General features: G+C 71.1%; 15 protein-coding genes and 2 pseudogenes. 6 read left to right on the forward strand and 11 right to left on the reverse strand.

Features of this window, described 5'->3' with window-relative positions:
• Positions 1-337: 337 nt before the first annotated feature.
• From D7231_RS34120 to D7231_RS34135, 6 genes are all read right to left on the reverse strand, one after another.
• Positions 338-1,180 (reverse strand): hypothetical protein, encoded by an 843-nt coding sequence (locus tag D7231_RS34120; RefSeq protein ID WP_120760164.1) that lies wholly within the window; start codon positions 1,178-1,180, stop codon positions 338-340.
• Complete coding sequence (locus tag D7231_RS34125; RefSeq protein ID WP_120760166.1) at positions 1,161-2,063, reverse strand: aldo/keto reductase; 903 nt, start codon at positions 2,061-2,063, stop codon at positions 1,161-1,163. Before D7231_RS34125 ends, D7231_RS34120 begins: the two co-directional genes overlap by 20 nt.
• On the reverse strand, positions 2,060-3,247 hold the full coding sequence (locus tag D7231_RS34130; protein ID WP_120760168.1) for a cupin domain-containing protein: 1,188 nt from the start codon (positions 3,245-3,247) through the stop codon (positions 2,060-2,062). The genes D7231_RS34125 and D7231_RS34130 overlap by 4 nt, the downstream gene beginning before the upstream one ends.
• A 17-nt stretch (positions 3,248-3,264) precedes the next feature.
• The gene (locus D7231_RS37165) at positions 3,265-3,402 is read right to left on the reverse strand and encodes a hypothetical protein (RefSeq protein ID WP_194962831.1); all 138 of its coding nucleotides are present in this window, start codon (positions 3,400-3,402) and stop codon (positions 3,265-3,267) included.
• An 82-nt stretch (positions 3,403-3,484) separates the two neighbouring features.
• Positions 3,485-3,658: a hypothetical protein gene (locus tag D7231_RS36705; protein ID WP_158673883.1), complete on the reverse strand. Its 174-nt coding sequence runs from the start codon at positions 3,656-3,658 to the stop codon at positions 3,485-3,487.
• On the reverse strand, positions 3,655-4,053 hold the full coding sequence (locus tag D7231_RS34135; protein WP_147449856.1) for a DUF6415 family natural product biosynthesis protein: 399 nt from the start codon (positions 4,051-4,053) through the stop codon (positions 3,655-3,657). Before D7231_RS34135 ends, D7231_RS36705 begins: the two co-directional genes overlap by 4 nt.
• Positions 4,054-4,587: 534 nt before the next feature.
• Between D7231_RS34135 and D7231_RS34140 the strand changes: the two genes are divergently transcribed.
• Together D7231_RS34140 and D7231_RS34145 are read left to right on the forward strand one after the other, a co-directional pair.
• Positions 4,588-5,526, forward strand: coding sequence for an NsdA family TPR-like regulatory protein (locus tag D7231_RS34140; RefSeq protein WP_147449857.1), 939 nt, complete (start codon positions 4,588-4,590; stop codon positions 5,524-5,526).
• On the forward strand, positions 5,523-6,068 hold the full coding sequence (locus D7231_RS34145; RefSeq protein WP_228775623.1) for a GNAT family N-acetyltransferase: 546 nt from the start codon (positions 5,523-5,525) through the stop codon (positions 6,066-6,068). Before D7231_RS34140 ends, D7231_RS34145 begins: the two co-directional genes overlap by 4 nt.
• 58 nt (positions 6,069-6,126) lie before the next feature.
• Here the strand turns inward: D7231_RS34145 and D7231_RS34150 are convergent, their stop codons facing one another.
• Positions 6,127-6,591 carry a hypothetical protein gene (locus D7231_RS34150; protein WP_147449858.1) on the reverse strand — a complete coding sequence of 155 codons (465 nt, stop codon included), beginning with the start codon at positions 6,589-6,591 and terminating at the stop codon, positions 6,127-6,129.
• A gap of 259 nt (positions 6,592-6,850) precedes the next feature.
• On the opposite strand from D7231_RS34150, the gene D7231_RS34160 reads away from it, so the two are divergent.
• On the forward strand, positions 6,851-7,321 hold the full coding sequence (locus tag D7231_RS34160; RefSeq protein WP_158673884.1) for an NUDIX domain-containing protein: 471 nt from the start codon (positions 6,851-6,853) through the stop codon (positions 7,319-7,321).
• Between the two features lie 4 nt (positions 7,322-7,325).
• Positions 7,326-7,505 carry a hypothetical protein gene (locus D7231_RS34165; protein WP_120760180.1) on the forward strand — a complete coding sequence of 60 codons (180 nt, stop codon included), beginning with the start codon at positions 7,326-7,328 and terminating at the stop codon, positions 7,503-7,505.
• Positions 7,506-8,303: 798 nt separating this feature from the next.
• On the opposite strand, the gene D7231_RS34175 is transcribed toward D7231_RS34165, so the two are convergent.
• On the reverse strand, positions 8,304-8,528 hold the full coding sequence (locus D7231_RS34175) for a DUF397 domain-containing protein (protein ID WP_120760182.1): 225 nt from the start codon (positions 8,526-8,528) through the stop codon (positions 8,304-8,306).
• Positions 8,525-9,385, reverse strand: a complete 861-nt coding sequence (locus D7231_RS34180) for a helix-turn-helix domain-containing protein (RefSeq protein WP_120760184.1) — start codon at positions 9,383-9,385, stop codon at positions 8,525-8,527. Before D7231_RS34180 ends, D7231_RS34175 begins: the two co-directional genes overlap by 4 nt.
• Before the next feature lie 272 nt (positions 9,386-9,657).
• Here D7231_RS34180 and D7231_RS34185 point away from each other — a divergent pair, with 272 nt between their 5' ends.
• The gene (locus D7231_RS34185) at positions 9,658-10,137 is read left to right on the forward strand and encodes an ATP-binding protein (RefSeq protein ID WP_158673885.1); all 480 of its coding nucleotides are present in this window, start codon (positions 9,658-9,660) and stop codon (positions 10,135-10,137) included.
• A gap of 198 nt (positions 10,138-10,335) precedes the next feature.
• Positions 10,336-10,989, forward strand: a pseudogene (locus D7231_RS34190) (UDP-N-acetylglucosamine 1-carboxyvinyltransferase); the annotation flags it as partial.
• On the opposite strand, the gene D7231_RS37170 reads toward D7231_RS34190, so the two are convergent.
• Entirely contained in the window at positions 10,948-11,235 is a 288-nt protein-coding gene (locus D7231_RS37170; RefSeq protein WP_199739519.1) for a hypothetical protein, read from the reverse strand. The pseudogene D7231_RS34190 and the gene D7231_RS37170 overlap by 42 nt on opposite strands.
• Before the next feature lie 49 nt (positions 11,236-11,284).
• Positions 11,285-11,440, reverse strand: a pseudogene (locus D7231_RS37985) (IS5/IS1182 family transposase); the annotation flags it as partial.
• Positions 11,441-11,808: the final 368 nt, after the last annotated feature.

The following is an 11,808-nucleotide window of genomic DNA, read 5'->3' on the forward strand; positions in this document are numbered from 1 at the left end:
CAGCCGCTGGAACTGCCGTGGGCGAAGCCCGGTGAACACCTCGACGAACTCACGACGCTGAGCGGAGACCACCTGCACGACCAGACCAACGCAGACCAACCAACACGGTTACGAGAAGATCTTTAGCGACCTCGTGGTGTAGACCCCCGTCCGGTGTTACCAGCACCCTTCGGGGGTCGCTTCGTTTTCGGCACGAAGCAACCTGTTGCGGGCACCGTACCCCATGCACGAACGCCTGTGCACGGGAAGGATGTTGGGATTTGCTGGACCTGATCGCTGTGTAAGCGGGGAAAGCCAGCCTTGGCGTGGCGGTGCGTCAAGTTGGCGCAAGACTCGGTCACGGTGATTCTGGTGGCCGGGTACCGGTCAGCTGCTGGGCTCGTGTGGTGAGCGGTTCCGCGAGTTCGGGGTACCAGCCCCGGGCGACGGCCTGCAGCATCTCCGCGAGCGCGCATAGCTCTCCAATGCGCCCGGCCTCGGTGTCGAGGACGTCGTCGAAGAGGCTGCGGATCCGGTCGGCAACGGCGGGGACGGCGAGGCTGCAGGCGTGCAGGAGGCCGGCGTCGAAGCCGACCGGCACGCGGCCCCAGCGTTCCCAGTCCAGGAGGGTGAGCGGCGGGCCGGTGATGTTGGCCCATTGCAGGTCGCCGTGCCCGGTTGTCCGTTCGATCGTGTCCGGTGCGGGGATTCCGAGGTAGTGGGGGAAGGCGCGCGCGGCCCAGGTGTCGCGGACCGTGATGCGCATGCCTGCCTCGGAGGCGGCGAGGAGGCCGAGGGCCTGGCGCAGGTTGGTCCACCAGTGTTCGGGCAGGCCGGGGTCGGTGGTGAGGTCGCAGCGGCCGGGCGAGATGACCGGCACGGTGACCAGGTCACTCAGCTCCGCCTCATAGGTGTAGCCGCCGGACACCCACGCTGCAGTGCCGTGCAGGCGCGGGCGTGGCACTGCGGCGGGCAGCAGTTGTTCGGCGCCGGCCGCCCCTTCGCCCGGTGCGCGGCGCAGGGTGCCGCCGGGGGTGCTGGAGTCGATGCGCAGCCAGCGATCCCCGGCGGGGCTGCCGATGGTGCAGCCCTGCCAGCCCCAGGACAGCGGGCCGGACGGCATCACGCCCAGGCGGCGGGCCCCTTCGGCGAGGGCGGCCGCCATGCGGGCCCGGGTTGCGTCATCGGGCGGCGCATACATCGAGGACCTCCTTAAGCCGGGAAGTCTCCAACGGTAGGGCGACTGCGCGGGAGGCCTCGGCCCAGTGCGGTGAACTGCTGGCGGAGAGCAGGATGGTGTCGAGGCTGGGCGTTGACGCGGCGACCAGCAGGCAGGCGGCCGCTGGCGAGAGCCCAGGGCGGATGAGGTCGACCAGTTCCGGGGTAAGCAGGTCCGGGAGCGCGCCGCTGTGAAGCGGCGCCGAGGCGAAGGTCGTCAGCCCGGCGGCGCGGGCCTGCACCAGCGGCCCGCGGCCGTCGAGGGCCTGCCGGATCGGTGTGTCCTTGACCAGGCTCACCGGTATCTGCAGCGCCATCAGGTGGTGCCGGTCCTGCCCCGCGGCATACCGGGCCAGCGCGAGCAGGTCCCGCACGGCGAATGCTCCGGACTCGATTCCCGACCACGTGGCGATGCCGTACCCGCCGATTCTCTCGGCGTGGGCGAGTTCTTCCAGGACGACGAACGCCTCCCACATCTGGCGCATCCGGGCGTTGGCCTGGTGCGGCGCTGCGTGCTCCGGGTTGTGCAGGAAGACGATGTCAGCCCGGCCGAGTTCGACGAGGGACTGCTCGACCTGCCAGCGCACGAACCGCGGAGCGAGACAGTGCCCGGCCCGCGTCTGCTCTTCCTCCAGCACTCCGGCCGCTACCGCGGCGCGGCCCTGCTGCGGGGTGAAGAACCCGGTTTTGGTCGCGATCTTCACCTGCGGGTGGTCGGCGAGCACTGGCCCGAGCGCGGCATGGGCCCGGCCGCCCTGGTAGTTGGGGGCGGTGTCCACCCACGCGGCGCCGGCGGCGCACGCGGTGCGCGCCGCTGCTTCGGCGTCGCGCACCTTGTAGGTGCCCAGCCCGAGGACCGCGCTCACCGGCCGCCCCCTGTGATGACCGCGGCCTGGCCCTGCACGAGTACGGTGACGATCTCGGCGACCGCCTCGACGGGCAAGCCGGCCCGGTCGGCAAGGTCCCCGAGCGCGATGGGCACGCCGGGCATCAAGGCCTGCAGCACGGGCCGCACCGGGAGGGCGAACTCCCACTCACCGCCCGCCCCGCGCAGGGTCACCGATGCGGCGCTGCCGGTGTCGAGGCGTGCCCGCGGGCACGCCAGCGTGACCGTGACCTCCGCCTCCGCGGGCACGTTGGTGATGTGAGGCAGGCTGGTGTGCGGGTATCCGGGGTGGGTGACGTCGACGGAGGCCGCCCAGCGCTCGACGAGGCCGGCGTCGAGCTCCGCCAGCAGCTCCGTGCGCAGCCGGGCGACGTAGGCGTTCTGCTCGCCGGGGCTGGCGAACCGGGGGGCGTCCTGGCGCAGGAGAAGCCGGGCGCGCATCTGGTCCACCAGCCAGTGCAGGAGGTCGGCGCCGGTGCTCGGGCCGGTCAGCCCGAACGTCAGGTGCAGGCTCTGCTCGCCGGTGTCGGCGGCGACGCAGTGCCACCAGCCCCGGGGCAGATACAGCAGGTCGCCGTCGGTCAGCACGATCTCGGCGAGCGGCTCGCCCCGCGGCTCCTGCGGAAAATCCACATCGACCCAGCCGGGAGCTTCCCGGGTCGGCCCGTAGATCTGCCAGCGCTTGGCTCCGCGGAGCTGGCAGGCGATGACCGCGTGGTCGTCCCAGTGGACACCGAACCCGGGCTCCGGGGTTAGCGAGGCGTACAGGTTGACCTGGACCGTGGTGCGTACGAACCGTTCCAGGGCGGCCGAGGCCGCCGCGAGGGGCGGGTGCATCTCGTGCACGGAGTCCAGGACGAGGGAAGCGCCCTCGGCGAGCCGGGCGTGTACCTCGGCCGGCTGGAGATGGTGCCAGGAGGCGCTCCTCCTATTGGTGACCGTGGTCGCGTACCGGTCAGGGTCGACCAGGTCGCCGCCGGCGGACAGCCGCAGCCGGGGCGGCTGCAGACGGTGGGTGGTCAGCAGGGTGTTGAGGGTGTCCCAGGTCAGCAGGGAGTCGAAGGCGCCGGCCGGGCCTCGGGATACGTGGTGGGTGCGGGAAAACGTCTGGGCGAGGAACTCGTCCCCGCCCAGCCGCTCCGCCCACGAAAGGGCGCTATTCATCGGATGTGCCAGTCTCCTTAGGTGTCGTTGCCGTCCGTGCGGCCGCCCGTGTTGTCGGACGGCTGGTCGGCCCGGGAGCGGGCCGCGGCGATGCGCCGGGCGGCGATCAGCAGACCCGGGCCCGGGTTCGGGGCGGGTGTGGTGATGTCGGGCACAGCAACCTCCTCGGTACGGGAGAAGAAGGCCTTCTCCGTGGTGCCCCCGCCCGCGGCCGCGGGCGGGGAAGTCTGCGGGGTTCTACGGCTCGCCGTCGTCTGCGGCATCCGGGGCCGAGGCCTGCGGTTCGGGGGCCGGGAAGGCGTGCAGGAACTGGTCGGCGTGCGGGCGGAGCACGACGGCCGGCCCCGCGAGCCCGAGAACGAGCAGAACGAGCACGGCCCGCGCCGAGTGATCGGTGATCCCGGTACTCACCGGCTCCCCCCGGCGCGCTGGCCCCGGGCTACCTGCTGTGCGTCGAGGACGAGGTCGAGGAGCGTCCGGCAGCTGCGGGCGAGGTCGGCCATCCACACCGACGCGTTCAGCGGGTACGTGTACGGCGAGGGCCGCTCGTAGGTCAGACGGCGTTGCAGGGCGTCGAAGTCCGCGGCGAGCATGCCGTCGTAGGGCGAGCCGTCCGGCCGCAGGACGCGGTACTTGGCCTCGGCGGCCGGCAGCAGCAGCCGGACGTGCCCGGCCAGATCCGTCATGGTGTCGCTGGTCTGGTGGGGGTCCACGCGGGTGCCTTCGACCGTCGGACGGAGCGCTTCACGGATCGTCTGCCGGATCCGCTCGACGTCGATCGGCACCCGGCCCTCGGGTCCGTCCACGTGAGCGACGTAGTGACCGGCTGGTGTAGCCGCAGGGGCGGGGGTGGTGGTCATCTACCCAGCTCTCCGGATCTGAAAGGGGGCAGCGGGCCGCCGGGCCATCTCCACCGGCGACCCGCTGCGCGAGGGGAGGTGCATGCAGTAGGCAACCCCCGAAAGCCCCTCAGCGCCCCTACCGAAGCAAGGCCTTCTGTCCGGACGACCCCTATCGAATTGACCCACCCTTTACCTAGCTCCGGGCGGCCCCGCGCCTTACCGTGGGGAACCGTGAACACCCGGAGGCGCAACGCTTTGTTGGTCGCGTGGATGAAGGACCGGGGCCTGAGCGCCGCGACCCTGGCCAAGGCACTCAACGTTCAGATCGGTGCCATCCGCGGCCGGGAGGGAAGACTGACCGAGGGAACGATCCGCAAATGGCGCTCCGGGGAGACCACGTGGCCCCGGGCGCTTCAGCGTCTGGCCCTCACCCAGGTCAGCGGCCTGAGCGCCGAGGCCCTAGGTTTCATACACCCGTCCGCACGCTCGGAGGAGCCCGTGCATCGCCGCGCATTCCTCACCTGCGCCACCGCCGCGACCACCGCACTGGTCACCACCACGCCCGCCGCTGCGGCAGGGCGCTGGCGCACTGGCACCACCGATGTGCAGCGCCTGCGCGAGACGCTGCACCAGCTCACCCGGACCGACCAGACCCAAGGCGGCATGACCCTCGAACGGGCCGCGGAGGCGATCTCCCACACGGCCACCGCCGCCGTCAACGCCGGCGGGTGCAGCGACCGCACGGGGCGCGCGCTCTACGCCGTCGCCGCCGACGCCGAGGCCGCCAGCGCCTGGTACGCCCTCGACGGCCACCGCACCACCTCAGCCGCCCAGCACATCGACGCCGCCACACGCCTCGCCGCACTCTCCCGAGACCCCTACGCACTCCTCCACGCCTGGAACAGCCAGGTCCACTACGCGCTGACCACCGGGCGCCGCGCCGACGCCATGGCCGCTGCCGAGAAGCTCAGCTCCCTGCACGCAGTCCGCCGGGACCCGCTGTGCCGCTCCCTGGCGCACGCGCGGATCGGCACCGCCGCCGCCCTGCTCACCGACCGCCGACGCGCCGAAGCTGCCTTCGACCGCGCCCACGAGACCCTCACCGCCACCCAGTCCATTCCTCGGCCTCGCTGGCTCGGCTTCTACGGCACAGCCGATCTCTACTCCCTCCACGGCAAAGCGCTACGCGTGCTGGGCAGGCCTCAGCACGCCGAGGCCCACGCCCACGCCGCTCTCTCCGCTGTCCGCGCCGGCTACACCCGCGACCGCGCCCTCTACCGCGTCCACCTGGCCGAGGCACAACTCGCCCAAGGCGAGCGGGACGCCGCCGCCGACACCATCCGCCAAGCCACCGAACTGGCCGCCGACCTCCCCGGCAGCGCCCGCGTCCACACCGCCCTCCACCGCCTCGCCCAGACCATGGAAGCCACCCGATGAAGACCGCCGACCGGTTCACCCGGACACCGCTCACCGCGGAGACCATCGACGCCATCCTCGCCGTCTACGTCGACGCCCGCGCCGAACTCCAGCACCTGGAGCACTACCAACCCCCGCGCATGCGCAAGCAACTGGAGCGCCACGCGAAGCGGCCCGGTTGCCTGGCCGCGCTCGCGTGGGCCGGCAAAGACCCCGTCGGCTACGCCTACGGCTGCCCACTCGGCGAGGAGAACACGTGGTGGCCCCGGGTCTACCCGCCCCCCTCAGCAGACCTCACCCGCGAGGATGGACAGCGGACTTTCCGACTCGACGAAATCGCCGTCCGAACCTCCTGGCGCGGCACAGGAACCGCCCGCAAGGTCCATGACCACCTGCTAGCCGACTGGACAGGACGGGCAACCCTCATGGTCAACCCGCTCGCCGGGGGCGGGAAGGTCCAGGCCGTCTACGAACGATGGGGGTACGTGCCCGTCGGACACGCCCAGCCCCAGGACACCGCCCCCGTCCTGACAGTCATGATCCGCCCCTCTCAGCCAAGCTGATGCCGCCTCCCCGCTACGGCCGGGCAAGGAACTGCCCGTCGTCGAACGCCCTCAATAGTTAGCTGGGCCGCGCCGCGTGCGGAATGTCTTCGTGGGCGAGAGCGGCGTAGAGGTCGCCGACTCCGGGGGCGAGGACGTGGATGCAGACGCGGCTGCCGAGGGCGGGTGTAGCGGCGCAGTCGACCGGGACATCGGGGGTTGGGTGACCACCGTCGCTGTCTGCGTCGGTGGCGGTGATCAAGAGCAGTAGAGCAGTGAGCGCGGCGCGGTGTTCGCCGGGGGTGGCGACTCGTACGAAGGGGCTGAGGGCTTCGGCGAGGCCGGCGCTGACATGGGTGATGCGGCGTCGGCCGCCGTGGGAGATGACAGGGGAGGGCAGGGCCACCCTGATGCTGCGGGAGTGGGTGGACGCCGCCTGGCTCCTCGGCGCCCCGCTGCTGGCTGCCGCCGTGGCCAGCGCCTGGTGGGCCGGTCCCTCGTGGGTCGGGCTCGCCGCAGTCGGTGTCCTGCTGCACGGTCCCATCACTACCGCCCGGCTGCTCGCCCTGGCACCGGCCCTGCACCGCAGCGTCATTCCACCCGCCACGACCAGGCCACCACGGCGTTCTACCGCAACACGGCCAATCGCGCTCGTCGCGGCCAGCCCCCTGCAGCCCTTCATTCGGCTGGCCGGACCCTGGCGGCTGATCTGGGCCAAGGCCACCGGGCGCCACCCTGGCTTCGGTAAGACTGAACGCTGAACACCCCGATAGCCCAGAACCCGGTCACACGTGGGAGGCCCCGTGGCTGAAACCGTCACCGCGACCGTCCGCAACGCGGCCAAGGCCGTCGTCCTTCACGACGGCCGCGTTCTGCTCCAGCGCGCCCGCTGGGAGGGCCAGGACTGTTACTTCCTGCCCGGCGGCGGCCAGCACCCCGGCGAGAGCCTCGGCACCACGGTCCGCCGCGAGGTCCTTGAGGAGACTGGCCTGGACGTCACACCCGAGCGTCTGCTGTGGCTGCGCGAGTACATCGGCGCCAACCACGGCGGCGCCCCGGAAGACCACCGGGTCGAAGCAATCTTCCTGTGCCGGCCCGAGGGCGACCCGGACAAGCTCGGCGGCCACGCCGAAGACGACGTGCAGACCGGCCTGCAATGGGTGGAGCTGGAGAAAGTGCCCGGCCTCAACCTGCTGCCCCACGGCCTGCGCACCCTGATCGCCGACCTCACCCATGGTGAGTCCCCCACCCGCTACCTCGGCGACATCGCCTGACGCCGTGGGGAGGATCGACGGCCGCGTCCCTGAGGGCGCCACTGAAATCACCACCGGTCAGGCCAACCGCGTCTGGTACGTCGGCGGACGCGAGCCGTACGTCCTCAAGCACTGCAGCGACCCGGCCCGCGCCGCCAACGACGCCGCCGCCCTCGCTCTCCGTCAGGTCCCCGCGTTCTGGTAGTTGGGGGCGGGGTCATCGACGGGGGCGAGCCAGCGGTAGCCGTACTGCATCATCACCGTCAGCCGGGGGTGGCCGGAGGCGTTGAGACCGCCCGTATGCCAAGGTGCGGTTCTCGAATAGAAGCGCGTCGAAGGGGCCGACGTCGGGGGTGATCGCGCTGGGCAGGTCGATGGCTCCGGCCGGGACGGTCACAGGTCCGGTGTCGGTGCGGCTGCCGGGGAGGGCCATGGTCACGCCAGCGTCGGAGGTGAGGTCGCTGAGGAAGTAAGCGGTCTTACCCACGGGCACAGCCGCCCGGTGGGCTCGGTCCGACACGCCGGTGTGGTCGTGGCCTGCTGACAGCCAGGGACCGGCAGGTGTGGGAGCGGGCGCAGGTTCTCGGGCAGCCCAAACACCGGGCGTTGGCGCGCGTGCGCGACGCCCAACTGCAGGTCCTGGCCGTGATCGGCGCCGGTCACAACCGGCGCCCCACCCCCGTGGCGGCGGTTCTCATCGCCGATCATCTGCGGTGCCTGCCACCCTGGCCACCACCAAGAACGAACGGCATGCCGACGTTGAAAAGCTCCTCGCCGACCCCCTGTCTGCCCTGGTGCCGCTGCCAGCGGGCGGACAGTAGGTGCGCTCTGCAAATGGCACTGGCGTCTGACTGGCACCGACCAACTGGCCGGGTCCGTCGTCCGGATCCTGTGCCGGGCTGGGGTCCGTGCGAGCCGCCCGGCCCGGCCCCTGCACCACACGCAGCTGTTCGCTGGCCCGGCCCTGGCCGCAGCCTTGCGACTGCCGCGCCTTCAGTCCGTGTCAGTACGTGGCGCTGATGGCGGTGTGGGTGAGGAAGGTCTGCCACTGCTGTGGAGCGATGTGCAGGTGGGGCTTGCTCGGGTCCTTCGAGTCGCGGACTTCGACGAGGGGGGCATCGGTGGCGACTTCGACGCAGGCCCCGTTGCCGGAGCTGTGGCTGCTTTTGCGCCAGACGCGCCGACTGTCCTGGGGCGTAGCCGGGTGGCGGGCGGTGGTGGTGCTCATGGTGTGCGCATCTCCCTTGCGATGATCTCGAGTGTTGCAGGTGTTTCCTGGGGGTCGGGGCCGGCGGCCCTGACCAGGTCGAAGGTCTGGGCGAAGGAGCGCACCTCGCGTTCCTTCTCCAGGTACAGATTGCCTGCGATGGAGTCGATGTAGACGACGGTTGGTATGGCGGCGGCGAACTCCATCAGCGCGAACGCTCCGGCCATCGCGGCGTGCGCGCCCTTGGCGCTCGGCATGATCTGCAGCGTGACGTCCGGGCGGGCCGCGGCCGCGGTGAGGTGCTCGATCTGGGCGGCCATCACCTCCGGGCCGCCGACAGGGCGGCGCAGGGCGCTCTCCTCGAGCACCACCCACAGCTGCACCGGCTCCTCCCGCTCGGCTTGGACCTGCTGGCGCTGCATGCGAAAGCGCACCAGGTTTTCGACGGCTTCGGCCTGGTTGGGGTTGGCCGCGCTGATCACGGAGCGGGCGTAGTCCTCGGTCTGGAGCAGGCCGTGGACGAACATCGGCTCGTAGGCGCGCAGGGCGACCGCCTCGCATTCGAAGCCGGCGTAGGTGGCCATACCGGAGGGCAGCTGGTCCTCGTACGGTTCCCACCAGCCTTGTTCCTGGGCGTCCTTGTGGAGCTGCATCACGGCCTTCACCTGCGCAGGATCGCTCACCCCGTACCACTCCAGCAGGTCGCGCACGTCGCGGGACTTGACCGGGCTCATGCCGTTCTCGATCCGGCTGATCTTCGACATCGAGCATTCCAGGTGGGCCGCGGCCTCCTCGGCCTTGCGCCCGGCGTTCTCCCTCGCGCGCCGTAGTTCGCCTCCGAGCAGACGGCGTCTGACCGTCCCCATGTTCGTCGCCATCACCCCTCCTTATCTCCCGTGCAAGCAGCATGTTGCCGTACGCAAGCCTGCTCGCAACCGCGTGAACTCAACGAACCCATACCCAGGTTGACACGCGGCCTGGTAGTACGGAACTCGAATATGCCACTTCTGTCATGCACTTGCATGACAGAAGTGTGCGGGGTCATGCTGAGGGTGCTTCACGATCCGCACTCCACTTCCGGCGCCCGTTCGCCGGTCTCTGGTGTGCGCGGATGCCGTTCCCCTGCGACGGAGAAGGAGCACTCCCTGTCATGTCCCGATCTTCCAGCCGCGCTCGCGGCGATGTCCCCGGCACGCACGGCGGCGAAGCGGCTGTGGCGGTCAGAGGCCGCTGCCTGCAGTTTTGTGTCCCGGTCACGGCGGCTGCGGTCGCCCTGGCCCGTGGTGAGGTGGCCGCCCAGCTGGGCCTGTGGGGCCTGCCCGGCGGAGCGAGCGTGGCTCAGGTGGCTGTGCTCGTGGTCAGTGAGCTGGTCACCAACACCGTGCGGCACGCCGCCACCGCCGAGGTGGCGCAGGTGCGCCTCGGCCTCGACGCGGGGCAGCTGACCCTCGCCGTCCACGACCGCGACCCCCGCATGCCCCGCCGTATCCCCTGCCCGGGCGTGGAGGAGGAGGGCGGGCGGGGCGTGGCCCTCGTTCAGGCCCTGGCTGCCGAGGCTGGCGGGCGGATGGCGGTGCCGCGTGATGCGGATGGCCGGGGCAAGACCGTCATGGTCCGCCTGCCGGTCTAGAAACACGTCGGCGGGCGGTGGCATGTTCCCGCCGAGGCGTCGCCGCCCGCCGACCCGCACCCCCGACGCCCCTCTTCCGGCGGGTGCGTGCGGGCGCCGTCCCTCCCCACGGCGCCCCCAGGCGGGCCCGGCCACTGGGCCGGGCCCGCCCCAAGCCACCTCAGCAATCACCTGGTTCACGACTCTTCGGAGGCCCGCATGACCTTGCCGAACAGCGCCCTGGCGGCGCTGCCGCACACGCTCACCGTCCGGCCCGGCCGCCCGCTTCAGGGGGCCGTGGTGGTGGACGGCTCGAAGAACGCCTGCCTGCCCCTGCTGGCCGCGGCCGCCGCGAGCGGGCGGCACGTCAAGCTCAGCAACGTGCCCGCTAGCACGGACGTAACGCTGATGCTCGGCCTGATCCAACAGGCCGGCTTCCGCCTCTCCTACCCGGTGGGCGAGAGCGGCTGCCTGATTCTCAGCCCCGGAGGCGCCAGCGCCGCGACGTTGCCGGATCTGGCCGAGGCCGCGCGTATTCGAGCTTCCTACTACCTCGTCCCCGCTCTCTTGGCCGCCTACGGCACGGCGAGGCTGCCCTGGCCCGGGGGCTGCCAGGTCGGGGCGCGAGGCATGGGCGAGCACCTACGGGCGTACGAGACCTTCGGCGACGCCGTGCAGCGCGAGGCCGGGCACTACCGCGTCACCGTCTCCGGCCGGCGACTGGGCACCGTGGCGCTCGACCTGCCGTTCCGGTCGAGGGGCGCGACGATCGCCGCCGTCCTGCGGGCCGTGGTCGCTGGCTGCCGCCTGAAGCTCGGCAACCCGAACCTCTCACCCGAGACCACCACCGTCCTGGCCGCACTCCAAGACAGCGGGTGGGAGGTCCACACTGATACAGTGGATCAGCAGCAAGAGGTCCAGCCGCCCGGGACTGCGCAGCAGCTTGGGGAACGGGCCGGGCCGCGTGACCAGGCGGGGGCCGGGGTCGGCGTCCTGGATGAAGGCGCGCCGGATCGGCACGGCACGGCTGTAGCGCTTGGACTCGCCCAGCAGCATCCGTATCGTGTCGTCCTGGCCCACGGCCTTGTCCCGCTGGAGCACGGTCAGTTCGGTGTTCACGTCGCCAACTATGCGCCCCGCTGCGCATGGGGCGGGTGTCGGTTTCGGGTGCGACCAGCACGTAGACGATCGCGGCGAAGACCGCCTCGTCATCGATGTTCGCCACCCCACCGCCCTGCGGACGCACCCGCGCCGCAGGCAGCAACGGCTTCGCCAGTCGCCACAAACCAGCCGGAACAATCCAGCCCCACCGCCCACTCCCCATGACCGGACCAACCACTAACCCGCCATGTAGGACACGGTCTTATGCCTCTCACGACCGGACAGCAGACGCGGCCACAAACGGTGTACCGGTGACGCTTGGCATCATGCGATAGAGAGGCCCAGCTCAGTTATCTCCATCTGCCGCACGACCACCGCGGCCTCGCCGCTTGACACACCCGGCGTCTGCGATCCTGACAGGCGAGGATCGGAAGCATCCCCGCCAATCCGAGTCACCCACTGAGCCTAAAGATCTTCTCGTAACCGTGTTGGTTGGTCTGCGTTGGTCTGGTCGTGCAGGTGGTCTCCGCTCAGCGTCGTGAGTTCGTCGAGGTGTTCACCGGGCTTCGCCCACGGCAGTTCCAGCGGCTG

The organism is Streptomyces klenkii (assembly GCF_003626645.1).
Taxonomy (GTDB): Bacteria; Actinomycetota; Actinomycetes; order Streptomycetales; family Streptomycetaceae; genus Streptomyces; species Streptomyces klenkii.